The organism is Pseudomonas sp. NPDC088414 (assembly GCF_044753325.1).
In the GTDB taxonomy this organism is placed as follows: domain Bacteria; phylum Pseudomonadota; class Gammaproteobacteria; order Pseudomonadales; family Pseudomonadaceae; genus Aquipseudomonas.
The window spans coordinates 381,332-406,178 of the sequence record NZ_JBIVMY010000001.1 but is presented as its reverse complement, the minus strand read 5'-3'; the positions used below and the strand labels follow the sequence as shown (position 1 = coordinate 406,178).

Sequence of the window (24,847 nt, the reverse complement as noted above, 5' to 3'; positions counted from 1 at the left end):
GTTGATCACTCACCTCAACGTTCCGCTGACCGGTCACCCATACTGGCGTCGATGCCATCGTGTCCTGCAGTTTGCAGTGCGGTATCCGTTGCGTGCAGACCTGCCCCGCGCACCGGCAATGACTCCATGGCGTAGAGACGACAGATCAGCCTGACCGGCAATCCGCTGACATCCGTCATCCACTGCAGCACTTGCTCCGGGCCGTGCAGCCCCTGCATGGCCCGATGCAGATCGGGCATCGCCACCAACATGCCGGGATGACAGCTGCGCAGGAACCGTTCGAGGCTGGCTCCACGGTTGATAAAAGGCGAGAACAACAGGCAGACCCATTGGGTTTCATTCAAGCCGTACGTCGTTTGAATGCAGTTCGCCGCCGACTCGCGCAACTCATCAAGCGCTGGTGGCTGCCCCAATCGGGCAATCATCTGCTCGCATACCGCTTCCGGAACCCGTTGCTGCTGCATCGTCACCAGCATGTGCTGAACATGTTGCGAAAACCCGGCTTCATAGCTGCGGCCATCGACGAACTCGGCCTCCAGCCCGCGCAAATGGGCCTCGATCAACGGGTCGGCGTATTCGCCCCCACCCTGGTGGAACACCCATTCCTCGGCCTGGAACCCGAGAAACTCGCTGAGCAGCGGCCAGCGCTCTTCCAGGTTGCCCACCGCCATGTCGTGAATGTCGACAAACGTGGTGCGGCGGCAGGACTCGAAACTGTCCTCGGGACGCCAGCACAACCGTTCGGCTTCGGCGTAAAAACCGCGGTACAAGTCCCCTCCCAGCCCGTCGAGCAGGGCGAACAATTCATCGAATGTCCCAGTATTTGGCGGTAGCGCACCGATGCCTGCCTTTTGCACCGCACGATCGAGGTTGTCGATGAATTGTTTCTGGCGTCGCAACGACTCACTCGCCACCCAGGCATCAACACCGTTGCCCCAGCGAGCGATCTGCCCGCAAAACTCCGCCCAGGCCAGGCAGGCGTCGTCCCACAACTCGAGCTTCTCGTCCCTGGCCCGTCGATGCCCCATCATCAGCAGGTTGGTGCGATTGGCTTGCGTACTGTCCTTGTCAGGTGGCGCCAGGTGATCGAATGGCAACACGTGACGATGATCCACCATCAGCAACTCGACACGCGGGTCGTCATACAGGAACAGGGCAGCGAAACTGCGGTGCATATTGCTGGATGCCGCCCCCGATTCGCTCCTGCGCAACATGGCCACACGCAACTGAAAAGTGGCCGGTGCGCGGCCGGCGATACTCAGCTGCGCGGCGCGCAGCAGCGCCAGGGTGTAGCAACTGTCACGGGTACCGGACGGTGTCACCATGACCTTGTAGTCACCCATGCGCTCCATTCCTCCGGCGGCGACCACCAGCCGTTGAATCAGCAATTGCAGCGCTGTCCGTTCGGCTCTGGAAAAGAAACTCAACAGACGCTGCAATACCTGCTGGTAGACATAGTTCATTGCCTGATCATGGATCGTGCTCATCAGTACTTTACCCGGCGTAAAAAATTCATATCGCGCATCAGCGATGACGCTGGCGCAATAAATTCATCAATAAGTAATAGACGATCAAATACTAACACTTATGGTTTTGTAGTTATTTGAAACACTTGACGCGAAGAAGTCGGTAGAGCCACCACCCTAGGTGACGCAAACCCCCGCCACCATTGAGTTTTTCCGGGCACAAAAATATCTGAGGAAACTTCTTACAGCGTCCCACGAATATTGAGTACAAGAAAAGCAGAACGACAATAGGAAATAACCTACGGCCATTAAACAGAAATCGGTATATCGCCCACGAGAGAACATATTAAACGCGCAACGGAAAACAGAATGCACAGACATGGCTCATTCCTTGAGATGAAAGTAATCATTCAATTATCAGGGCTTATATGACGATTAGAAGATACAGATGGCAGACAAAAACCGGTTCAGATGTACAACCGGCCACGCACCATGCTCGGTATGTCTGATTATTTGCGAGGGGTAAAACGCAAGAGTCCGTGGGGGTCACGGACTCTGTTCGGAGGGAATTACGCGGGTTCGACCTGCAGGGCGACCCGTTCACGGCATGGGCATTCGTCCATGTAGCGATGTGCTTCGACGAAATCGTTGAACGGGAAGACCCGAGTCTTGAGTGGCAGCAGCACGCGGTCAGCCGTCAACTGATTGATATCACGCAGGGCACGTTGCAAGGCGACGTGATCCTGAACAATGCCCAACTCGGGTTTACCGGTGAAATTACCGATACAGTGCACGAAGAACTGGATGTTCTTCTGGAACGCCGCGCAGGCCGGGAAAGGTGTCTGGTTCCCGCCTTGCAGGCCATACAGAACGAGGCTGCCACGCGGTGCGAGCACATCGCCGAGCAACGACATCTGCGGACCACCAAGACCGTCGAACACCACATCGACACCACGGTTGTCAGTGATCTTGTTGATTCGCATCAACAGATCTTCTTCCTCGGTAACAATGACTTTCTCGGCGCCCAGGGACAGCAGGTATTCACGTTCCTCTGAGGTTTTCGTCGCGGCAATCACCCGTACACCCATGGCCTTGCCCAGCTGGACAAAGGAAGGACCGGCGCAATGGCTGGCATCAGTGACCAGGGCAAACTGCCCGGGTTTGACCCGCGCCAGATCGGCATAGGCGAAATAGGCGATCAACAGCGGTGTGTAATGCACGCTGGCTTCGACCGGGCTGAGCACATCCGGATAGCGGGTCAGCGCGGTGCGTGGCAGCACGATCTGCTCGCCATACACCGGGTAGTCGTTCGGGCTTTCGGCCGGAAAACTGGCCACCTTGTCGCCCACCGACAGATCATCCACACCGTCACCGACGGCGGTCACCACACCGGCCATTTCATGGCCGAGACCGGACGGCAGGCGTGCCTGGGACGAGGCCAGGTTCTGACGCCAGAGAATGTCGTACCAGCTGATGCCGATCGCCTCGACACGCACCTGCACTTCGCCAGGACCTGGCTGAGCGGCCGCATGCTCTTCGCATTTGAGCACCTCGGCCGGACCAAACTTGTGAAAACGGATCGTGCGGGACATCGCAAACCTCGTCAAAGTAACCTCTAATGCCCTGAACTCTATCTGGGCTTTTGACCCAAGACTATCAGTGGCTATTAATAGTCGACATGCCTGTCATTGATTCCGCAGTATGAACGGCATTGGCAAAATCGATGAAAAAATACCGCAACCGGCCCGGTAAAGCTGAATTTAGCGGTGCAGAGTACCAGCCTTTCCCCGTAATATTCATGCCGGCCATTGTTCTCATATGGTCGCTCTCGTCAAGCTTGATGACTCTGCCAGGACTCCAGATGAATCGTAATGACCTGCGTCGTGTCGACCTGAACCTGTTGATCGTATTCGAAACATTGATGCACGAACGCAGCGTGACCCGCGCCGCCGAGAAGCTGTTTCTTGGCCAGCCGGCGATCAGTGCGGCGCTCTCGCGCCTGCGCAGCCTGTTCGATGACCCGTTGTTCGTGCGCACCGGACGCAGCATGGAACCGTCCGCCCGCGCGGTGGAAATCTTCGCCCTGCTCTCCCCGGCGCTCGACTCGATTTCAACAGCTGTCAGCCGCGCGGCGGAATTCGACCCGGCCACCAGCACTTCGGTGTTTCGCATCGGCCTGTCCGACGACGTCGAATTCGCCCTGCTGCCGATGCTGCTCAAACGCCTGCGCGCCGAAGCACCGGGCATTGTCCTCGTCGTGCGTCGGGTCAACTACATATTGATGCCGGGCCTGCTGGCCTCCGGCGAAATCTCCATCGGCGTCAGCTACACCACCGACCTGCCGGCCAACGCCAAGCGCAAGGTGCTGCGGCGCAGCCAGCCGAAACTGCTGCGCGCCGACTCCGTGCCAGGGCCGCTGAGTCTGGATGACTACTGCGCACGTCCGCATGCGCTGGTGTCGTTCGCCGGTGACCTCAGTGGCTTTATTGATGAAGAGCTGGAGAAACTCGGGCGTAAGCGCCACGTGGTGCTGGCCGTGCCGCAGTTCAATGGGTTGAGCACGTTACTCGCGGGCACTGACATTGTTGCGACCGTGCCGGATTACACCGCTGATGCACTGACGGCTGCCGGCGGCGTGCGGGCGGAGGATCCGCCGCTACCGACGCGTACGTTTGAGCTGCATATGGCTTGGCGTGGATCACAGGATAACGATCCGGGGGAGCGTTGGTTGCGGTCGCGGATTCAGATGTTTTTTGGCGACCCGGACAGCCTCTAAGGCTTGACTGGCAGGTGGTTTATCTAATCCATTCGGCATTTGTAATGCCCGCTGGGCGGCGCCGCAGTTGTCGGACGGTATCCTGCGCTACCCGTTGTCGATGGCAGAGCCGCGGGCGAGCGCAGGAACCGCCACGCTCGGACAAATGCACAAGCGTAAAAATTGTAATAGCACAATGCCTCATTAACCGGCAAAATCCACACGTTTCCAACGGATTTTAAGGACCGGTTCCGATGACATGGCCAGTCACGCTGAAAGTTGACAGCGCAGCCTACCCTCTCAGTGTGGTGCAACGTGCCGCTTACTCCTTGGCCGATATCGTCGCGATCCAAGTAGCTATCGAAGCCAGTCAGATTCATCTGACGGCCTTCCCGGCAGAGACAACGCTGACGCTTTCTTCGGAGCAGGCAAACTCGCTGATTCTCCAACATCTAAACGACTTCGCCCTGCGCGATCACATCAACCGCGAAACAGTTGGGTTGCGCGAAGTTCTGGCCCGAGCCGCGCTCGCTGGATCTGGGAATTTGCAGTGACACTGATTGCATCCGACGCCAAGCACTACCGCTTGCTGCCTTTTCGATTCATGCGCATGAACACGGGGCATGACCGTGACATTCTGCTCACTTCCGATACGGGTGAGTACATGCACGTGAGCGACGAGCAGTTGCGAGCCCTCAGTTACTTCAACGTTGAAGCAGGCACGCCTTTTTACAAAGACCTGCTGGCTCGCCACTTCATCTACGAACAAGGCCGTCACGACCCTTTACCCGAAATGGCCGCGCAGTATCGCAGCCGCAAGGACTTCCTTTTTCAGGGCCCTGCCCTGCACTTGTTCGTGGTTACATTGCGCTGTAACCATACCTGTCAGTACTGTCAGGTGTCGCGGGCCCCTCTGGGCGGATCCGGCCACGACATGTCGGAAGCGGATGCACACGCTGCGGTCGATCGCCTGTTCGAATCGAATGCTCGCGCCCTGACCGTGGAATTTCAAGGTGGCGAACCACTTCTGGGCTTCGAACGCGTGCGCCAGATTGTCGAATGGGTAGTAGAACGGAACGTGGTCGAGCAGCGAGATATCCAGTTCGTCATCACCACCACGCTGCACCACCTCACGGAAGAAATACTCAACTTCGCAGAACAGCATCACATCCAGTTTTCTACCTCTCTCGATGGACCGGCGCTCTTACATAATGTCAACCGTCCTACCCCGACGCGGGACTCCCACGAGCGCACTGTAAAAGGCATCCAGTGGATCCGTGAACGTCTTGGCCATGATGCGGTTTCAGCGCTAACCACACTCACCTCGAGAAGCCTCGAACACCCTGAAGCGATAATTGATGAGTATGTAAACCAAGGCTTCTCCAGCATCTCGCTTCGGCCGCTCAGCCCTTATGGGTTCGCCACTAAGAGTACCCGCCGCCTTGATTACTCGATTGAGCGATACCTTGCCTTCTACCAGAAAGCATTGGCTTACTTGCTGGATATCAACAAGCAAGGCGTGTACCTGTCGGAGAGTTATACGAGCCTGTTGTTGAAGAACGTACTCACGCCTTTCTCCTCCGGTTACGTAGACTTGCGCTCCCCCGCCGGTGCCGGTACCGCTGCGCTTGTTTACAACTATGACGGTTACGTCTATCCCTCGGACGAAGCCCGAATGTTGTTGGAGATGGGCGAAAGCGGCTTGAGACTCGGCACCGTCCAGCAACCCTTGCCTGAATTGCTGGCATCGCCCGTCATGGAGGCATTGCTTGCAAGTGGTGTTGCAGAGTCACTGCCTGGTTGTTCGGACTGCGCATTGGTTCCCTACTGCGGAGCAGACCCGATTGAACACTATGCGCGCCAAGGCGATCCGATCGGACACCGGGTGTTCAGCAGCTTCTGCAAGAAGAACATGGGGCTGCTGAAGCATTTATTCGGCCTGTTGCGCGATGGTGACGACGACGTCCAGAGGGTGCTGCTGTCCTGGTTGAACAGGCGTTCCTACAGCGATGTTCGATTCCCGGGTTACAGGGGTTGATGGTGATGCTACGCAAAGATACCCACTTCGAAATCAACCATCTGAATGAGTCGAGACTGCTCAAAGTCATCTCTGTGGATGAGTTTATCGAACAAGGCCTGGCTGTTTGTGCCGGAAGTGCTGAGTTCGGTGACCTGCTGCTTTGGCTGCCAAACGAAGAGCGGCTACGGAACCCGCATCTGCTCTCATTACCAGTCGCTGGATTTTTGACCCCGGAGCCATTGATCGGCTACTTCGATAGCGCGCGACCACACCTGCACACCCCTAAAGATGCGGATGTCGTGCAGCCCGGCGATATCATTGCCATTACACCAGGCAACGCGTTGGTGCGAGTGCTCTATCGGCGAGGCTCAGACAGCAACCTGCTGTTCATGACCGATCGTTGCAACAGCCTCTGCCTGATGTGCTCGCAGCCGCCCAAAAATATCGATGACCACTGGCACATCGAAGAGAACCTACGGCTGATTGACCTGATGGACCCGGGCGAAGAAAATCTGGGAATCAGCGGTGGAGAACCAACGCTTTATCGCGACGGGCTGCTGGAAATCCTGGCCAAGTGCAAAGCCGTTTTGCCACAGAAATCCATTCATGTACTCAGCAACGGGCGTCTGTTCCAGGACCCGAGCTGGATCGCAGCGCTCTCTGCCATCGGCCACCCTCAGTTGAGCTGGGGCATCCCGCTGTATGCCGACAATGCCGAAGACCATGACCATGTGGTCCAAGCTCCAGGCGCGTTCAGCGAAACCCTGCAAGGTCTTTACAACCTGGCGCGCGCCAACCAGATCATCGAAATTCGCGTTGTGCTCAATCGTCTGACCACACCACGCTTGCCAGAGCTCGCCCACTATGTATTCAGAAACCTGCCCTTCGTGCGGCATGTTGCGCTGATGGGTATCGAAAGTACCGGCCTGGCGAGGAAGAACTACGAAGAACTGTGGATTGACCCGCTGGACTATCAGGAGTTGTTGAGCCAGGCCGTGTATTTCCTGTTCAACCGCGGAGTGCCGGTTTCGATCTACAACTTGCCCCTGTGCCTGATCCCCGCCCACCTCTCGCGTTTCGCCCGTCAGAGCATCTCGGACTGGAAGAGCCTGTTCATCGATACCTGCCAGCAATGCGCTGCCGTCAAACATTGCTCTGGCTTCTTCAAATCCCACACCGACCGCTGGCAGAGCCGCGGCGTACAACTATTATCGACCGAGGCCTTTAGCGCCTATGCAAGGAGTGCACAGTGAAATTGCTCGATCGCTGGAAAGTCCTGATCAGTGGGATCAGTTTGCTGCCAATGGCAGGTACCACCCTGGCACAGGCGGGCCATTTCTCGCTCGCCGATGCGAACTGGCAACCCAACGACAAACTACAGCCCCCAGTATTTGCCGATACGCTCAATGCGCCAGGCACCGTCAACATCTATGCGGCACATCGTTCGCATAGTTCACACCGATCCCACAGTTCGCATAGTTCTCACTACAGCGGCTCGGGTGGTTATAGCGCACCTCGCTACTACAGCCCACCCGCCCTCAATACCCGGAGTTACAGCGCGCCGAGTGCTTCGAGCAGCACCTCAAACAGCAATAGCTTTTATCAGTCGTCTGGCACTACCAGCGGGACAAGCTCGAGTACTTCAAAGGGCCGCGCGACCAATGAGCAGAAAAGCAATCTGGTTGCACGTGTGCAGACTGCGCTGATGGTGCGCCAGTATTATCAAGGCAACATTGATGGGGTGATGGGTAAGGCGACACGTGGTGCGTTGATGGCCTTTCAGATGGACAGTGGGCTGACCGTGAATGGCCGGATGGATACGCCATCGTTGAATGCGTTGGGTATCAAGATTCCATAAGTCGCTTCACGTTAAAGCTAGCGTCCGTTCAGCAACGAAGGAATTATCCCATGCAGCACATCATTCAAGTCGACAACACTTTCTGGGCATTGATCAGCCGCCCGCAAGGCAAGGAACTGCAAACACCGTCGCGTAGCGCCCGTTTCCGTATCACGACCGTTGATGCAAATCGCGTTGTGATTGAGACCGGATCGGAAGACTCGCAGTTGATGCTGACTCTAGCAGCTTTCCAGCAAACGTTGGACTACCTCGCCGGAAACAATCATTTCGGCCAGGCCCGCCATTGACAAGCCAGAACCGGATAGATCGGCTGCACTGGTGTCGTACAGGACCAGATTACCGTCGGGAGAACCATGGCCAGCAAATGTGATGACCACGACGTCTTCCTGACCTGCGGCCGACAGCGTTCCAAGGATGGCCTGCGACACCTCTGCATGCGTGGCAGCCTCATCGACAAGAAGTCGACCAACCAGGCCTTGAACGGTGTCGGTGAACAAGGCCCACAACGCCGTCGCGTCGCGCCGGGCCCCGCTCAGCTCCGGGATTGAGGGGGCGAGGTGTTAGTTGATACCCACAAAAACTGCTTTGATAGCCACGTCGCCTCCTATGTAATTCGCGCCGGCTGTCCGGCGAATATATCGCTCGCCGCTGACCCCATGCCCCAAAAGAACTAAAGCAGGTGCAGGCCCAAGCATCATGCCGCCGCTCGGCTAGATTGTAGGCATTAAAGAAGAGCTAGGTGTTTAGTCCGAGAAACCACACGCAGAGAAGCCTTCACCGGGGAGACTTGCGGTGCCATGTGAGGAGGCGGTGGATTTGGCACCTCGAAGCGCCGTCTTTGGCACCTCCAGGAAAGATGCGGGGTAGAGACGATTTTGAGTGCCAAGGAGCCCGCAAAAATGGGTGGGCATGACGAAAATCCGCAATTTTCCTTAGCGCGCTCTTTGGCATCGAATAATAGCTCAACATTTTGATTTAGCTATAATTTATCTCAAGTACCAAATACAGCGCAGGTGCCAAATCCGGCGTCGACTCACAGACACCTTCTTGGGTTTCTGCGCAACTCCCGCGTCTCTCATCAGCTCGTAAAGCGACAAGTGCTGGATGAACGGCAAGAGTACATTTGCACCCCTCTCTGATTCACGCATCACTATTCACGCCGCGAGCTTCAGCCAGCAACTTCAGCCAGTGGCGGAAAAATTCAAAGCGCGATCAGCCGCTGCTCGCCCGCCTCGATCATCTTGGGAATGAAGTCCGGATCGTCGGATGTCTTGGGAACATGCGAGGGGCTGTTGATGCGATCCAGATGGGCCTTGATCTCGTGAGCAATGCGCATCGCGTCCTTCTCCGACCACCACTGCGTGAGCTGCCCTGCAATCTGGTCGACCCCGTAACCAAGCTTGGAGATCTCAAGCAGCAGCTTGGTCGCCAGCCTGAGGTGGGTGTCGAAGCTCGCGAACAGATACTGTGCTTCTGTGCGGTGTGGGTCTTTATTGACCAGGCGAATGAAGTCGCTCAGGTGGGTGATGTCCCAAGCCGCGTTCTTCACGCCCGCTATCGCAGCAGCACGGTCTTTTGAGTTCTTGTCCTTGAACACGTTCTTACGCGACGGCGAGTGTGTTCCAAGGTAGACGCAGGCGAGCATGACTGCAGGCCCGGCGAAGATGAGGCTGCTGCCCATCCAATCCAGGAGGTGAAGCATTTTGTCGAGCGCTTTACCCTTGGCCACATCGAGCTCCAAGACTTTCAACGCAGCAATGTAGTTCCTGTTCCATCGTTTCAGTGCCTTGGCCATGTCGGGCATTTGCACCGCGCAAGACGCGTAGGTACGCGAAACTCCGTCGCATCGACCCAGTGCCACATTCAACATGTCCTGGGGCGGAGCATTGTCGGCAGCCCTGAACCAGCCGAGTTCTTGCTCAGCTTCGGCATTGCCGGCGCGATGGGCGAGCTCATGGAACGCTATACCCGGTTCGAACTGGATCCCAAGCAGATGTGCAAAGGACAGCAGTGCGGCACAGGGCCTGAGCTGCTTGTCGTTTACGGTCTTTTTGCCTTGGGCCAACTGAGCGATGCGGGACGCGACATTGCGATCCGGCAAGATGATCGTACTCACGCCCTCCCCTGGGCCCAGACGTAACCGACCGGATGGTACAGACCAAGCTACGGCGGCTTGAAGCTCGGCAGCAGAAAATCGGTTTCCTGAAGCATCGGGATGACCCGCTCCAAATCATCGATCGGATAGTCGACAGGTATTGCCCAATGGACTGTTTCTTGATGCGCTTTCATAGGTTCGAGGCCATCTGACAACTGTTCAATTTCCCCTCAGAAGCCCTTCAAGTGGCACCGAGCCGAGTCGCCGTGATAATCGACTTCCGTGTCCTTCGTATCGGAGAGCACGCCCTTCACCTGATGGATGGAAATCTCGCTACGAATGAGCTCAATCGCCGGCGGGTAGCGCTTGGGTTGTATGCCCCGGATTGAGGCCATCCACTGCCCCGTCGGGCTGATCTTTCCGTGGCCAGAACTCGGGGGGGTAAAGAAGGTGCCATCTTCGGTAGAGTCCCAGAGACTCACCAGACCTGCCGCATAGGCTTCTTCACACCGATGCATTCCTGACGCTTTGGTGAAGAGGATCACGTTGTGCCCTGCTGGGGGGTCGCCATGTTGGGACACCTGAATCGATGGAAACAGGATGCCGTCCAGGTTCAGCTTCGGGTGGGTAGACAAGAAATCAGCTATCGCTTGGGTAATGAGATAACCCTGGTCAACCATTTCAGGCATCACCGGCAACAACAACTGCTCGCGTAACGCTGCCGGAAAAGCACAGCGCTGCCCCTGCTCCATGCGCTCCGGCTGAAAATAGCTCAGTGCCTGATTCGGACAGATATCGTTCAAGGCGCCGAGGTTCAGCAGGCGAAGCTCACGGGTCGCCCTGAACGTGGCTGACACCACCAGGCTTCCCACCGGCGGGCGAACTTCAGCAATGGCCGTCTGGACATTGGTCGCGCCATAAAATACAGATACGCCCCTGGCATTCATCCGACCCGCACCACCTACTCCTGGAGGAGGAGCGCCCAGGGAACGCTCAGGATGCGACAGCGCGTCCGGCCACGGCATCATCGTTGGAGAAGACTCGGGCCCGCTTGAAGCGATCGGTCGAAAGCCCCGGGCCAATCGTCAAAATAGACGCCGAGCCTTCTATCTGGAGCTGCTCAATCCCGCCGAATACCTCCTCAAGCACGCGAGCCGCTGTGGGGTTCACGAACCTGGCTTCGTCGCGCAAACTGCGTTCCATCTCCGCCCAGGCTGAAGACATCTCGGAGGTTGGGGAAATGCCCTCGTTGAAAAAGGGATCATCGTCATCCCAGTCACTCCACGCCTCGGGACGTGCCTCGGCAATGGCCACCACCAGGTCATCGGAGCATTTCAGCATCTTGTCCAGGACTTGGTGTAGGTGCTCTCCGAAGGGCTCGCGATCATAGATCAGTACCGAGTCAGGCTGATGGACATAGCGGAAGCTGGCATGAAGCGCGGCCTCGCAGTGGTTAACCAATTCGTCCAGCTCTACAACGTCCAGTTCTCGTCCGCAAAAATTGCATTGGGCTTCCACTTGAAAATCCAGTGCGTCCTGCAAGTAACGCTCGGTCACACATTCGCGGCAAACGTAAACAGCCATAGCATTCCGTTCATTGACATACGTAAAGTGCAAACCCGGCCTGGCATCAGCAACGGTGTTGCAGCTGCCCACGATGTGCTTCAGTTCATTGCACGATAAAAACTGTATTTATAAACAGTATTAATAATCTGCTAAATCGAGCGCATGCTAGACCCTGTGCCAGCATTTTGATAGCGTCGAGTGCAATTTAGCGACACCGGGACGGCGCGCGACAGCTCAATCTCGGAATGGATTAACCGGTAAAAGGCGGGGCGGTCTAGTTTTGATTAACACATCGATTGGGGCATTCAACGGGCCGAGTTGGGAAGCACTGATGCAGCTCGTTCTTAAAAAAAAGTATACTGCTGAGGGTTATCAGCATGTTCCGGCCTCAGGTGGTGATTTCGGCATTGAGGGATTTACCCGAGAAACCGGTCATGCGTTTCAATGCTACTGCCCAGACTTTCACTATGAGCGCAAAGAGCTCTATGCTCATCAGCGCACAAAAATAACAAACGACCTGAACAGCTTGAGAAATTATGCAACCGGTCTTCAATCGATACTCGGCGATACACGAATAAAAAACTGGTATCTCATTACACCTGACGTCATTAACAAAGATCTCATCGTGCACGCGGTCAAAAAGCAAAACGAGGTGCGCGACTGGGGCCTGCCGCACTTGCACGAAGAATTCACCGTTTATGTGCACGACGCGGGCTACTACATGAACGAGATTAATGAGGTGCGCCAAATTGAGGGTGCGCCAATCACGATCGCCCGCGAAACACCGAAGATCCCGGAACTGAACGACGAAAAGACAGACTACGAAGGCAATTTGGAGCGCAAAACCAAGTTGCGCGCCGGGGATAAAGGTGAAACTGCTTTCGAGGGGCTACTCAAACTGACTCGACGTGCTTTTTTGGATCATGATCCATTCTTCCACCAGTTGTACAACTCCCACCCACATACCTACTGGCTAGTCGCGCGGACATTGCACGGGCTTGAGGAGAGAGTTGAGGAAATGAGTTATGAGCTCACCGGCGACCCTGACAATCTGGTCAGCACGATACGAACGAGCCTCACGCAACACCTCAAGGATGACAAGCTATTGAGTATTGATGCGACCATGGCGGACGACATCGCCAAGAGAACCGTGGCACGCTGGCTCGCTGTCTGCCAAATGGACTTCCGGTAAAAATGGCAACCTTAAAATTCACATCACGTCCAATGCCGGTACTTGTCGACCTCAGGCCGATGTACAAGATATGCCAAGCCTTACTCATACTCGACAGAACGGGCTATAAAGGAAAGTGCAGCTTAGTGAAGCTCCACTTGATGAACTGGGCGATCAAAGAACAGCGCCACGTGAACACCATGATTTTGGCAGCAGAGTTGGGTGAAATCACCTTGCCAATATGGGGATTTGACCCAGCACTCTCGATTGCCCTGAAGCTGGCCTGCGGCGACCAGTTGATCGAGCCCACCAAAACCGGTTTCATTCTCACGGACAAGGGGCGGGAGTTGGTTAAGAAGATAATGTCTGACGGCACCGTGATGACAGACGAAAAGGCTGCACTCATCGCTATCGGTAGAAAAATTACGGAAGATATGGTTAAGACCGTATCCAAGGAATGGGACTAAAACGTGTTCATCAAAGGCATCAGAATCTCTATCGAAACAGACGATGGCCCTTACGGCTTTCTCGCGTTTTTTAACCGGAACCTCAACATTATTCGTGGCCGGAACTCTGCGGGCAAAAGTACCATTGTGCAGAGCATTCTTTATGCGCTCGGCATGGAGCAGATCCTCGGGGCCCAAAACGACAAAGCGCTTACTTACGTACTGAAAGATTATGTCGACAATGATGGCCTGCGCTGCAATATCATCCGTTCCTGGGTCACCATGGAAATGGAGTCACTTGGAAAGACCATCACGGTAACGCGCAAAATCAAAGATGAGGGTTTCGACACTCGCCTCATCGAGGTGCAGGAATGTGCCGGTCTCACTGAAGACCAGACTGCTGAGGGTCGGTTTCTGTTTCTTCATGACCCCGGCAGCGCTATCTACAATGATGGGTACTACACCTACCTTGAAAAATTCCTTGGGCTTAATCTTCCTTCGGTTCCAGACAAAAATGGCAACCCGAGAAAGCTGTACCTGCAATACGTCTTTGCAGCGATGGCCATCGAGCAAAAACGGGGCTGGACAGACTACATTGCCAACCTGCCCTACTTCGGCATTCGGGATGCGCGCATAAAGGTCGTTGACTACCTGGTCGGTACCAATGTCTTCGAACTGGAGACCGAGAAAGCCAGACTCGATGTCGAAGCTCTGATGCTTCACAACCTTTGGGCCGACATTACCAAATCCATTCATAGCGACGCCCTCAAAAATCTTGTGAAGGTGGCTCACCTTCCCAAGTCTCCGGTCACGGAGTTTGCCCCCCGTAGCGTCCAGCTTTTCAAGGTGATGGCCAACGGTAACAACATTGCCCTGGGCGAACACAAGCACGCGCAACTGCAAACCCTAACCAAACTTCAAAAGGACGAAACTGCGTGGAAGGATACGACTCCTGCGGAAACACTCCGCGCTATCGATGCCGAAACTGAGCACCTGCAGCGGTTGACCGTGGCTTATGAGTCGTCGCTTGGAGACCTCACACTCCACCGGGCCTCAAAAAATGCAAATCTTCACCATATCAAGCAAGCCGAAGATGAGCTGATCAAGAACGAGGCCACTCATAAGCTGGTCAAGTACGGTGCCTCGCTCGACCTCAATATTTCGAAGAACGTTTGTCCGGCATGCTATCAAAGCGTGGGTGAATCCCTTATAGATCTATCCGAGCAAATGCCGCACATGGACATCGAAACAAACATTGACTACCTGAAGTCGCAAATCACTATGCTTGAGCGTGATAATGTTGCGATTGAACGTTCGATGCGGGAGGTAGCAGTTGCCAATGAACACTTCGCAAAGCAAATTTCCGATTCGAAGAGCAGGCTTCGTGCTCTGAGATCTGACCTGACAACGACATCCGTTGTCTCCAAGGCAAACATGCGCCTCCAGCTTCAGGTTGAAATCAATCTTGAAGATATCGGAAAGTTCTCGCAGCGCATTGATGAACACCTTGTCCAGCTGGAAGACATCGCTAAACAGTTCGCTATCAACCAGGACGCTCGAGCAAAACTACCAAGCGACATATATACCGATGATGACTTGAAAAAGTACAATCTGTTTGAAAAATTCTTCAGATCTTATGTGGGCGAATTCGACTACCAAAGTGCCCCAGTTAAGGACGTTAAGTTCAACATTGACAACCTGCTTCCGGAGCTTGAAAAAATCGAGCTGAGAGAGATTCAAAACAGCAAGTTTAGCGAACTTAAAAAGGCATCTACTCGCAGCACATCACGCGAAAGCACCAACATAGGATCCGAATCTAGTGCGAGCGATTTTGTCCGTCTGATCTGGAGTTACATCCTGTCAATTTATGAAACTTCTGCACATGAAACCGTCAAGGGCAATCACCCTGGCTTCCTGATGTTTGATGAGCCCGGGCAGCACTCCATGGCCACAAAGAGCCAGCGAGCCCTGTTCAAATGCCTTAACAAGCTGGAGGGGGTACAAAGTATCGTGGCTGCGTCGTTCGATGACAGCGAGCCCGCCTACCTTGAAGCCACCGCAGACGTGACGTTCAAGCTCATCAAGCTGGGGAAAAAAGCCATCGTGCCCGATGGAGACACTACCCCGGTAGGCGATGACTAGCAGCCACTGATGTCAGCCCTGCTCCTGGCATCTGTAATCAGTGAGGTCAGGAAACACGCCCATAGGGCTATTCCACAGCCCAAGTTCCTAAGTGGCGTAGCGAAATTCCACCTAATCGTAATGAAAGCTCTCCCCTGCCCCAGGAAACCATATCTTGGGAAGGAATAATGAAAAGGAATTAATTTATGCAACGGGACGATGCTGAGAAGCTGTTAAAAGTCGCCATCAATAATCAAACTGCTACGTTCAGGGACGGCCAGTGGGAGGCGATCAATGCCTTGGTCAACCAACGCCAGAAAATGTTGGTCGTTCAACGTACCGGCTGGGGCAAGAGCTCTGTTTACTTCATCAGTACCCGGATACTGCGGGATCGAGGACAAGGTCCAACCATCATCATCTCGCCATTGCTGGCTTTAATGCGCAACCAGATTGAGGCCGCTCGGCGGATCGGCATAAATGCCGTGACCATCAACTCCACCAATACTCAGCAATGGGAACAGGCCCGCCAGGACGTACTAGCCAACCGGGTGGATTGCTTGTTGATCTCGCCAGAACGACTGGCAAACGACGATTTTATGGAAGCAATTCTGCAGCCCATTGCGGATCGTATCGGTTTGATGGTCATCGACGAGGCGCACTGTATTTCTGACTGGGGGCATGATTTCCGGCCCGATTACCGCCGTATCGTCAATATTCTTCGCTTCCTGCCGGACAACACGCCTCTTTTGGGCACTACTGCGACTGCAAACACGCGGGTGGTAAACGATATCCGGGCCCAGTTTGGAGATATCCAGATCGTCCGTGGCCCTCTGACACGTGAAAGTCTGTCGTTACAAAATTTGGTCATGCCGGATCAAGCTAGCCGCTTGGCTTGGCTAGCCCAAACCATCCCGACCTTACAGGGTACGGGCATCATTTATGCGCTCACCCAACGCGACAGTGAGCAAGTCGCCCGCTGGCTTCGTGCTAATGGAATCAATGCTGCAGCCTATCACAGTGAGGTAGCCCACCCTAACTTTGGCACTAGCGATCAATATCGACAGCATCTGGAAGACGAACTGCTTGCAAACAACCTCACGGTGCTGGTGGCGACCACTGCCCTAGGTATGGGCTACGACAAGCCCGATCTGGGCTTCGTCATTCACTATCAAGCACCGAGCTCAATTGTTGCGTACTACCAGCAGGTCGGCCGGGCAGGACGGGCCATCGATTACTCTCTGGGCCTGCTCATGTCGGGGGAGGAAGACGAGCAAATTCATGCGTTTTTCCGACGTGCAGCTTTCCCGCCTGCTAAGCAAGTCAATCATTTACTCCGGGTCTTGGATAAGTCCAATGGGCTAACGATTCGTGAGCTGGAAGAGCACAGCAACCTTTCCCATGGTCAGATAGAAAAAATCCTCAAGTTTCTGAGTGTCGAAAGCCCAGCGCCGCTCATCAAACACGAAAGTAAGTGGCTACGCACTCCAATCCATTACGAATTGGATGAAAACCGTATCAACAGGCTTACCGAGCTGCGCGAGCATGAATGGCAACAGGTTCAAGCATACTTGAATGAACCAAGTTGCCTGATGGCGTTCCTACGACACGCATTGGATGATCCGGAAAATGATGCTTGCGGGAAATGCGAGCGCTGCCTGACCAGAGAGCTGGTATCAAGTAAGGTAGACCCCAGATTGGTACATCAAGCGGCGACCTTTATTCGCCAGGCCGAATTTCCGATAAAGCCCAGAAAGCAGATCGCCAAGGGAGGCTTTGAGCTCTACGGTTTCCCAACCAACCTCCCTCCCAACCTTCAGGCGGCCGAAGGTCGAGTACTGTCGCAGTGGCGTGATGGAGGCTGGGGAGAACTAGCGGCTGACGGTAAGGAGCGTGGCTACTTTGACGATGCTCTGGTTACAGCCATGGCGGAAATGATCCGGTCGCGCTGGCAGCCAAATCCCGGTCCTACCTGGTTGTGCTGCGTGCCGTCCCTAGGGCATCCAATGTTGGTACCTGACTTTGCTCAGCGCTTGGCGAATGCATTAGGAATTCCCTTCGTCAACTGTGTAATTAAGGTGAGAGAAAACGAGCCACAGAAGTGGCAGAACAATCGCTTCCACCAGTGCCGTAACCTAGACGGTGTGTTCGCCGTCAACGCGAACATTCCCGCTGGGCCGGTGCTGCTGGTTGATGACATGATCGACTCAGGCTGGACGATGACCGTCATTGCTGCACTGCTCAAACAAGCGGGCAGCGACCACGTCTTTCCGCTGGCAATCTCATCTACGGCAAGCAACGCATGATAAATACCAATACTCAGTCAATCCTCCTGTTGACGTCTTACTTCTCAAAATCTGCAGGTGGTGCCAAACCGCTCTCCCCAACGGAATGGGGCCGATTTGCCCAATGGCTCAATGCTCAGGGGAAGACGCCAGCAGACTTGGTGACGGCTGAGCCACACGCGGTGCTTGAGGGGTGGCAGGATGACAAGATATCCCTGCACCGCGTTGAGCAATTGCTTGAGCGCGGCCATGCTCTGGCCCTGGCGCTGGAGAAGTGGACCCGGGCTGGATTGTGGGTGCTGACTCGGTCTGACGCTGACTATCCCAAGGCGCTCAAGCATCACCTACGCAACAGTGCGCCACCGGTACTTTTCGGTTGCGGAAATCCGTTACTGCTGAATCAACGTGGAATTGGTGTCGTCGGTGCACGCAAGGCGGATGATGCCGACCTTGCTTACGCCTCCTCTCTCGGAGAGCGCATCGCAATGGCCGGCATGTCCGTGGTATCAGGTGGCGCACGGGGCGTTGATGAGGCTGCGATGCAGGGCGGATTGAAACAGGAAGGAACAGTCATCGGCATTATGGCTGATAGCCTTCTGACAGCAACGTTAGCCAGCAAATGGCGCAATGGGTTGATGAACAACAAGCTAGTGCTGGTCTCACCATTTTTTCCCGAGGCAGGATTCAACGCCGGCAACGCAATGGCCCGGAACAAGTACATTTACTGTCTGAGCCAGGCTGCAGTGGTAGTTCGCTCTGAAACCAAAGGCGGAACTTGGAACGGTGCCATCGAAAACCTGAAAAAAGCGTGGGTACCCTTGTGGGTTAAGCAGGATGTAAACCCGGACTCTGGGAATTACGCGTTGGTGTCGGAAGGCGCGCAATGGCTGGAATCAGCAGCGGCCAATGTGGACGTGCATAGCCTGAGTGCTCAAGTCAAGCCTGAACCTGAACCAGATCAGGTTTCCGGGTTAGCACTTGCTGGCCATGAAGTTTTGAACTCGAAAAAAGCCCCCCTCAGACCAGATACCACTGGAGAAGACGCGCCAAAGCAACTCTCCAAGATTAAAGTTACGAGCAGTCAGAATTTGAACTCGACTTCACCTCAAGCAACCGCCCTTGGCGAGCTGAGTTTTTATCAATTCTTCCTGAAAAAAATGGCATACCTTGATAGCCCAGCAACTGCAGAAGAGCTGAACGAGCGCTGGGGCATATCCAAGAAACAGATCATTGATTGGCTCAAGCAATCAGTTGCTGAGGGTCGGATTCAAAAGCTGACGAACCCTGTGCGCTTCCAGTCGCTAGAACATTGGGAATCTGAGATCAGCACCGGTGAGAACTCATACCAGGTAACCGATGGACAGATGGGATTCAACCTGGATTGATCGGGTGCTTACCACCAGATCGCAAAACAAGCCATTCTATTATGTGGCTGTCGTGTTAATCCGGCAGCTTGTTGGGCGATCCATAATTCCCACCTGCTCAACAGTGGGTTAACGGTTTACCGTGACATCTCCGGCGAGCAGTTCCACGGCAGCAAGACTTCATAATCTTCAACCGACGAAGTCTGCGACAGTCGCCCAAGTACATGGCGCAACCACGTATAGGGCTCCTGGCCGTTGACCTTGACGGTGCCACTTGCCGGTGCACTGATAAGCGATGCGCAGGTACTTCGGATCATCCGTGGTGAAGGATTTCGACAGTACCATCTTGAGCTATTTACGCTGTAGATGGGCTTAGGAATTTTCACACGTGTGCCACGATGCTGATGTGTGTCGCGCCTGTTAATTGGCCAGCGCTGATGCTACCGCTAATGCCTATCATCGCTGTGGCTTGGATTAGCAGAGCGTGGCGCCATTACTATCGCCGTAGCTAAGGTTGGCTAATAGAACACTTGAGGACTTCTTTGAAACGTCGGGACGCCGATTCGATTGGCGCCCCAACGCGCTGCTTACCAGCCCAGCGCTTTTTTCACCGCCGCATTAAGCTCTGTGCGTAACACGACTTTACTCAGCAAGGGTTTATGCAAAGCGTCTTCGGCAGCATGCACTTGAGCCAACGTAGTCTTAGAGTGGGCATTCATCAGGTTCTCGATAAACTCCAAAACCTCGTAACCTTCATCCTTGTCGACTTTGTTTCTATCGGCGGGGCCGATGTATTTGCCATCACCGTTGTCACGCTTCCAAGTATAGGTGTATTTTTCTTCTTGCAAATTACTGCGTTTGAGCTTAATAGCCACAAGCTAACTCCTTCTAAGTGGTCCAATATACCAAAAACCGATGTATGGAAAATCCTCAACTCTTGGTGAAGCATCTTGCCTGTTTGAAAGTAAGCCGCTTGTAGTCCGACTGCAACACTCCGAAAGTAGAAGATTGCCACTGCTAGCGTAAGAAAGCCTCGTTTCGTGTCGAACCAGCCCTAAATCTTGTATCCGCTTATGTCATGAGTAGGCAATAACTTCTGGTGACGGACAATTTCTGCATTTCGCAACCGTCCGCTTTGGGGGCGAATGCGGACGCTTGCATCTGGCCCCCATACCCAAGCCTACAGGCGCTCGTGTAAGAATACTGACAGCCGGAAATTCGCTCATTTAGTCCCGCGGCGGAGCGCTTCTGTAACTGAACCCTCGGGCGCTCAAACAGTGATTGGAAGCTTTCCTCCACGGGAAATCGGGGTAAAATCAAGGTTCGATCGGAGTCCGACCTACCCCGCCCGTAGTCTGCTCGAATTCGCTGACCGTTCGCTGACGGCGATCAAAATGCTGCTTGATTCGCGCGCGAGGCCAACGTACAGATCATTCGCTCAAAACCATCAATTTAGATTCGGCGTCCAGGATCATCTTTCTGATCAGCTTCACATCCATCCCAACGTTCCCATAGGTAAAGCTCGACTCGACGATCTTCTTCTTGGACTTTCTCAGGTCAGGATGGAGATGGTCTGGGCCGTAGGGCACCTTATGATGGTTCGCCGAGTCGACTCGCGACAAATTCGTTCCGTCAGGCGCTTGAACGTTGTAAGCGTAATTCATGGGCGATACGTACCTGACGATAACGGCCACCCCGGAAGGCCTTCGGGCCGTGATGGCTTGGTCCTGCACTTTCTCAACAGTGCAGTCGAGTTCCGTTTTGAGGACTTCGCACGCCAGTTCCAGTGCCTCACTCACGCTTACTTGCTGAAAATTGTCGAACATCACCATCCCACCCAGATGCTTAGCGACGTAGTTCAGCAACGTTGATTGCTCTTGCGCCTCTGCTTCATGTGTCGAGCAAAGTTGCAATCCGATCAACAGACCTGCGCCTCCCTGTACCGTGGTCGTTGACACCCGGTCTGTTTCTGCTCCGCACACCAAACACTTGCCATTGGACGAAAGCCAGATCGCTCCGTCCACCGCCGTATTTTTGCGACGACCCTTAAAAAGCCCTTCAAATGAGCTGGTCTCACTGTCGCGCTCCTGGCGCCAGTTGCTGAAGCGCTGAGGATAGTCACGATCTTCGATAACCTTGGAAAAACCAGCGTCGTTGATCGGTTTGAGGGTAAATCCGTTTCTCTCAAGAAATACCCCAATGATGCCGACGTCGAGCAAGTTTCCGGTCTTTAGGTAATAAATTCTCGCCGCAGGAAACCTGTCGGCCGGTTTGTAGAGGGCGTTGAAATGAAAGACTCCCGAGACCACGTAAATATGAACGTCGTCTGCCCCTTCCATCATCCACAACAGCGTTTCCTTGCTCCGAACCTCAATCGGCAATACCGGTTTTTGTTCGGAAAGGAAATTGCCACCGAAGACTTGTATCGCGCCATCAGTCGCGCGGCCATCGAGCTTTAGGGTTATACAGTCTTTAATTACATCGTTGAGCTTCAACGTTATATTCCACGCCTGTGATTGTCTTGCACTCAAGATGGGGGCAGCCAGACGACTTCACAAGCCATCTTCATCAACAGAGCTTCGTCGCACGACAGCGCATGAACCGCCTCTGGATTTTCTATACTTTCCCTAAGGATTGCTTCGGGTCGTTATCACCTACCCCAAGCCAGTTCGTGCACTTACCTAGCGCGTGCCTTAGGACGTCCGCCCTCCCCACTGCTAAGCTTTCAACTCTTTCATTGGAGTTGAAACAAAGCCTACTGAATATTATCTAGCTGATATCCTTGACCGCCTGTACCAAAACCAGCTCGCCTTAGATACGGCCGTAATGGAGTTGACCTTGAGGGCCGAGCGCCAGGGTGCGACGGAGACCGGCGACAACGTCCGCAGTGCGCTGCAAACGATCGGGGAGAACGCCGGACACATTAAACAAGGCTTGGCCAAACTGAAGGTCCAAGGTCCACACAAATCAAGCTGTCTACGACGTCCCCCCTGCGACAGCCTTTTTTGACTTTGTGCGCATGCAGTCGGGTCAGCACGCGGTTCGGAGCGAAGGATGACCCCATACGACGCAATTCGTCAGGTCCAACCTCACACCATGTGTTCACAAGCAAAATGGCATAATATGCCAATGATCGAAAGAAAGTGTTTACCGAAGGTTGGAGTTCACTATGGCAACGCGAAACGTTGTGCTCACCCCTCACCAGGAACAGGTTATCCATGACCTGGTGCAGTCTGGCCGCTATCAGAATGCCAGCGAAGTGATGCGGGAAGGTTTGCGGCTATTGGAACAGCGCATCGCCGAAGACGACGCCAAAATTGAGGCACTGCGTCAGGCCACCTCGATCGGCATCATGGATCTTGAGCACGGGCGCTTTACTCGGGTGAACGGAGGGGATCTGGAGCACTACCTCGAGGGCTTGAGCCTTGAGGCAACCCTCCCCGCGAGAGAGAAACACTGAGCATGCCGCAGTGTCGGATTTCCAACCCGGCGCGCACCGACATTGTCGACATCCTCCGGCACTCCCAGACGCAGTTCGGCGATCAAGCACGACAGCGCTACCAGGCGCTGATCCTCGCGGCGCTGCAAGCGCTTGCCGACACACCTAATCGCATTGGCAGCCACAAGCGCGATGAGCTTGCACCGGGTCTTCGCAGCTATCACCTCGTCTATTCACGCCAGCAAGCCAAACACCTTCATGGGACGGTCAAAAGCCCACGCCATATAGTGTTCTATCGTGTGGCAAACGACGGCGTGATCGAGGTCGTCCGACTCCTTCATGACGCCATGGAAGTGCAGTTGCACTTGCCGAACGACTGATCACCGACCGGGCCCAACAGTTTAACCAGCCATGAACAGCAAAGGTACGCGCCCCCTCTACATCGCAACCTGAGCCCCTCCCCCGCTGCCAGCCGATTCGGCGGCCAATTGAAGCACGATGCTCTGGCCCCGACCGGACTATCGAGATCCACGACAAGAAACACGATGTTCAATTTTGCCCACCGCTTTCAATGCTGAACAACCGCTTCATAGGCGTTTTCCGTGCCTAGGCGCCTCGCATTACGCTGCAACTGCCGATGGACACGCGGATCAATGCCCCTAGCATCCAGAGCCCTGGCAACATCACGCAGAGCACGAGCATCTCTGGAGTCAATTTCAGGATAGGTGCTGAGACAAAGACCCGACAACACCACTTAAGGATATCGACTCATTACCCATATCCGCTTCCGGACGAGCAAGGGTTTGCCAGATACGGGTTGCTAATCCAGTATACGGAGGCGCAATGAATACCAGCCAAAGCCACCCAAGTCCGTGTCAGAAATCGCTATTCGCGATATCTCGAACACTACGCGCAATTAGGGGCATAACTGGGGGCATAATTCGTTTTTTTCAGGCTGTAACTACCGCGCTAGAGCCCAGTCAAAATGCTCTTCGGCGACCCGGACAGCCTCGAGCTGCCTGCACATTAAGCAGGCAGCCAAACATCAAACCCCAGCCCGACCGTTGCGATAAATCGACAAACAGTAAAACGCCAACGCCGCTGCCGCCAGCATCCCGCCAACCACCCCGATGTAAGCAAAACCAAACTGACTGCCGACCCAACTCCCCACCAGTGCCCCGCCGCCGATACCGATGTTGTAGATGCCTGAAAACAGCGCCATCGCCACGTCGGTGGCGTCCGGCGCCAACACCAGGACTTTCGACTGCAACGCCAGACCGAAGCCCATGATCGCCATGCCCCAGAACACACTCAGCACGCCGAGGTATGAGACGTTTCCGCTCAACGGCAACAGCGAAGCCAGGCACAAGGCGAGCACCGATACGCAAATGATCAGAAAGCGCTGTGGGTTATAGCTGTGCAGGTAGCTGAACAGCAACGAGCCGAAAATACCGGCACCGCCGAATAGCAACAGCAGGAGCGTCACCACATCGCCGCTCATGTTGGCCACGGTCAGTACGAACGGTTCGATGTAGCTGTAGGCGGTGAACTGTGCCGTCACCACCAGCGCCGTCAGAACATAGACGGCCACCAGCGCAGGTCGCTTCAGCAATATGGGCAGGCTCTTGAGCGAGCCCGAGTTCTGGCTGGGCAGCAGCGGCAGCACCTTCGCCAGGCAGAACACCAGCGCCGCGGCAAAGCCTGCAATCACGATGAACGTGGTGCGCCAGCCCATGGCCTCGCCCAACAAGCGACCGAGGGGAATGCCCAGCACCATCGCCAGCGAAGTACCGGTTGCCAGCAAGCCCAAGGCTTGAACCTGTTTGCCCGGTGGCGCCAGACGCACGGCCAGAGACGCGGTGATCGACCAGAACAACGCATGCGACAACGCCACACCGATCCGGCTCACCAGCAGCACCCCGAAACTGGTCGCCAGACTCGACAGGATGTGACTGGCGATAAACATCCCGAACAGCACAATCAGCAATTTCCGTCGTTCGACGTTACGTGTCAGCAGCATGATCGGCAGCGATGTCAGAGACACCACCCACGCATAGATGGTCAACATCAGACCGACCTGAGCGGTCGACATGTCGAAGCTGCTGCCGATCGAACTCAACAGACCGACCGGGACAAATTCGGTGGTGTTGAACACGAAAGCCGCCAGTGCCAAGGCAATGACTGCGTACCAGTTGCCGGAGTTTGTCGCCGTAGATTCACTCATTTAAACGTCGTATTACTCTTCGATGATCATGCGTGAATGT

23 protein-coding genes and 1 pseudogene are annotated in these 24,847 nt (G+C 54.8%); 15 read left to right on the top strand and 9 right to left on the bottom strand.

Annotated elements, in window-relative coordinates:
• Positions 1–14: 14 nt before the first annotated feature.
• Positions 15–1,487 (bottom strand): hypothetical protein, encoded by a 1,473-nt coding sequence (locus ACIP8I_RS01810; RefSeq protein ID WP_400758220.1) that lies wholly within the window; start codon positions 1,485–1,487, stop codon positions 15–17.
• 548 nt (positions 1,488–2,035) lie between these two features.
• Positions 2,036–3,058 carry a zinc-dependent alcohol dehydrogenase family protein gene (locus ACIP8I_RS01805; RefSeq protein WP_400758218.1) on the bottom strand — a complete coding sequence of 341 codons (1,023 nt, stop codon included), beginning with the start codon at positions 3,056–3,058 and terminating at the stop codon, positions 2,036–2,038.
• Positions 3,059–3,327: 269 nt separating this feature from the next.
• Between ACIP8I_RS01805 and ACIP8I_RS01800 the strand changes: the two genes are divergently transcribed.
• The 7 genes from ACIP8I_RS01800 to ACIP8I_RS01770 all read left to right on the top strand — a co-directional run bounded on the left by ACIP8I_RS01800 (position 3,328) and on the right by ACIP8I_RS01770 (position 8,647).
• Positions 3,328–4,242 carry a LysR family transcriptional regulator gene (locus ACIP8I_RS01800; protein ID WP_400758216.1) on the top strand — a complete coding sequence of 305 codons (915 nt, stop codon included), beginning with the start codon at positions 3,328–3,330 and terminating at the stop codon, positions 4,240–4,242.
• A gap of 233 nt (positions 4,243–4,475) precedes the next feature.
• Positions 4,476–4,775, top strand: a complete 300-nt coding sequence (gene hxsD / locus ACIP8I_RS01795) for a His-Xaa-Ser system protein HxsD (RefSeq protein WP_400758214.1) — start codon at positions 4,476–4,478, stop codon at positions 4,773–4,775.
• Positions 4,772–6,259, top strand: coding sequence for a His-Xaa-Ser system radical SAM maturase HxsB (gene hxsB / locus ACIP8I_RS01790; RefSeq protein WP_400758212.1), 1,488 nt, complete (start codon positions 4,772–4,774; stop codon positions 6,257–6,259). The genes hxsD and hxsB overlap by 4 nt, the downstream gene beginning before the upstream one ends.
• Positions 6,259–7,494: a His-Xaa-Ser system radical SAM maturase HxsC gene (gene hxsC / locus ACIP8I_RS01785; RefSeq protein ID WP_400758211.1), complete on the top strand. Its 1,236-nt coding sequence runs from the start codon at positions 6,259–6,261 to the stop codon at positions 7,492–7,494. The genes hxsB and hxsC overlap by 1 nt, the downstream gene beginning before the upstream one ends.
• Positions 7,491–8,099, top strand: a complete 609-nt coding sequence (hxsA, locus tag ACIP8I_RS01780; protein WP_400758209.1) for a His-Xaa-Ser repeat protein HxsA — start codon at positions 7,491–7,493, stop codon at positions 8,097–8,099. Before hxsC ends, hxsA begins: the two co-directional genes overlap by 4 nt.
• Before the next feature lie 50 nt (positions 8,100–8,149).
• Positions 8,150–8,386 (top strand): hypothetical protein, encoded by a 237-nt coding sequence (locus ACIP8I_RS01775; RefSeq protein WP_400758208.1) that lies wholly within the window; start codon positions 8,150–8,152, stop codon positions 8,384–8,386.
• A gap of 66 nt (positions 8,387–8,452) precedes the next feature.
• Positions 8,453–8,647: a hypothetical protein gene (locus ACIP8I_RS01770; RefSeq protein WP_400758206.1), complete on the top strand. Its 195-nt coding sequence runs from the start codon at positions 8,453–8,455 to the stop codon at positions 8,645–8,647.
• 653 nt (positions 8,648–9,300) lie between these two features.
• On the opposite strand, the gene ACIP8I_RS01765 is transcribed toward ACIP8I_RS01770, so the two are convergent.
• The 3 genes from ACIP8I_RS01765 to ACIP8I_RS01755 form a co-directional block, all read right to left on the bottom strand.
• Positions 9,301–10,215 (bottom strand): hypothetical protein, encoded by a 915-nt coding sequence (locus ACIP8I_RS01765; protein WP_400758205.1) that lies wholly within the window; start codon positions 10,213–10,215, stop codon positions 9,301–9,303.
• A 209-nt stretch (positions 10,216–10,424) separates the two neighbouring features.
• Positions 10,425–11,219: an RES family NAD+ phosphorylase gene (locus tag ACIP8I_RS01760; protein WP_400758557.1), complete on the bottom strand. Its 795-nt coding sequence runs from the start codon at positions 11,217–11,219 to the stop codon at positions 10,425–10,427.
• Positions 11,188–11,778 (bottom strand): HEPN-associated N-terminal domain-containing protein, encoded by a 591-nt coding sequence (locus ACIP8I_RS01755; protein WP_400758203.1) that lies wholly within the window; start codon positions 11,776–11,778, stop codon positions 11,188–11,190. The genes ACIP8I_RS01760 and ACIP8I_RS01755 overlap by 32 nt, the downstream gene beginning before the upstream one ends.
• Before the next feature lie 313 nt (positions 11,779–12,091).
• On the opposite strand from ACIP8I_RS01755, the gene ACIP8I_RS01750 reads away from it, so the two are divergent.
• From ACIP8I_RS01750 to ACIP8I_RS01730, 5 genes are all read left to right on the top strand, one after another.
• Complete coding sequence (locus tag ACIP8I_RS01750) at positions 12,092–12,952, top strand: hypothetical protein (RefSeq protein ID WP_400758201.1); 861 nt, start codon at positions 12,092–12,094, stop codon at positions 12,950–12,952.
• A 2-nt stretch (positions 12,953–12,954) separates the two neighbouring features.
• A complete protein-coding gene (locus ACIP8I_RS01745) occupies positions 12,955–13,398 on the top strand; it encodes a hypothetical protein (protein WP_400758199.1) in 444 nt (147 codons plus the stop codon).
• Between the two features lie 3 nt (positions 13,399–13,401).
• Positions 13,402–15,519 carry an AAA family ATPase gene (locus ACIP8I_RS01740; RefSeq protein ID WP_400758198.1) on the top strand — a complete coding sequence of 706 codons (2,118 nt, stop codon included), beginning with the start codon at positions 13,402–13,404 and terminating at the stop codon, positions 15,517–15,519.
• A 185-nt stretch (positions 15,520–15,704) separates the two neighbouring features.
• Entirely contained in the window at positions 15,705–17,801 is a 2,097-nt protein-coding gene (locus ACIP8I_RS01735; RefSeq protein WP_400758196.1) for a RecQ family ATP-dependent DNA helicase, read from the top strand.
• The gene (locus tag ACIP8I_RS01730) at positions 17,798–19,165 is read left to right on the top strand and encodes a DNA-processing protein DprA (RefSeq protein ID WP_400758194.1); all 1,368 of its coding nucleotides are present in this window, start codon (positions 17,798–17,800) and stop codon (positions 19,163–19,165) included. Before ACIP8I_RS01735 ends, ACIP8I_RS01730 begins: the two co-directional genes overlap by 4 nt.
• A 116-nt stretch (positions 19,166–19,281) precedes the next feature.
• On the opposite strand, the pseudogene ACIP8I_RS01725 reads toward ACIP8I_RS01730, so the two are convergent.
• The 3 genes and pseudogenes from ACIP8I_RS01725 to ACIP8I_RS01715 form a co-directional block, all read right to left on the bottom strand.
• Positions 19,282–19,413 (bottom strand): annotated as a pseudogene (locus tag ACIP8I_RS01725) (transposase domain-containing protein); the annotation flags it as partial.
• 318 nt (positions 19,414–19,731) lie between these two features.
• Positions 19,732–20,019, bottom strand: coding sequence for a hypothetical protein (locus ACIP8I_RS01720; RefSeq protein ID WP_400758192.1), 288 nt, complete (start codon positions 20,017–20,019; stop codon positions 19,732–19,734).
• A gap of 555 nt (positions 20,020–20,574) precedes the next feature.
• The gene (locus tag ACIP8I_RS01715) at positions 20,575–21,639 is read right to left on the bottom strand and encodes a DUF6516 family protein (protein ID WP_400758190.1); all 1,065 of its coding nucleotides are present in this window, start codon (positions 21,637–21,639) and stop codon (positions 20,575–20,577) included.
• A 241-nt stretch (positions 21,640–21,880) separates the two neighbouring features.
• Between ACIP8I_RS01715 and ACIP8I_RS01710 the strand changes: the two genes are divergently transcribed.
• The 3 genes from ACIP8I_RS01710 to ACIP8I_RS01700 all read left to right on the top strand — a co-directional run bounded on the left by ACIP8I_RS01710 (position 21,881) and on the right by ACIP8I_RS01700 (position 22,963).
• The gene (locus tag ACIP8I_RS01710) at positions 21,881–22,153 is read left to right on the top strand and encodes a hypothetical protein (protein ID WP_400758555.1); all 273 of its coding nucleotides are present in this window, start codon (positions 21,881–21,883) and stop codon (positions 22,151–22,153) included.
• Positions 22,154–22,313: 160 nt separating this feature from the next.
• Positions 22,314–22,604 (top strand): type II toxin-antitoxin system ParD family antitoxin, encoded by a 291-nt coding sequence (locus tag ACIP8I_RS01705; RefSeq protein WP_400758188.1) that lies wholly within the window; start codon positions 22,314–22,316, stop codon positions 22,602–22,604.
• Between the two features lie 2 nt (positions 22,605–22,606).
• On the top strand, positions 22,607–22,963 hold the full coding sequence (locus tag ACIP8I_RS01700) for a type II toxin-antitoxin system RelE/ParE family toxin (protein ID WP_400758186.1): 357 nt from the start codon (positions 22,607–22,609) through the stop codon (positions 22,961–22,963).
• 665 nt (positions 22,964–23,628) lie between these two features.
• Here ACIP8I_RS01700 and ACIP8I_RS01695 read toward each other — a convergent pair.
• Positions 23,629–24,807 (bottom strand): sugar transporter, encoded by a 1,179-nt coding sequence (locus ACIP8I_RS01695; protein ID WP_400758184.1) that lies wholly within the window; start codon positions 24,805–24,807, stop codon positions 23,629–23,631.
• Positions 24,808–24,847: the final 40 nt, after the last annotated feature.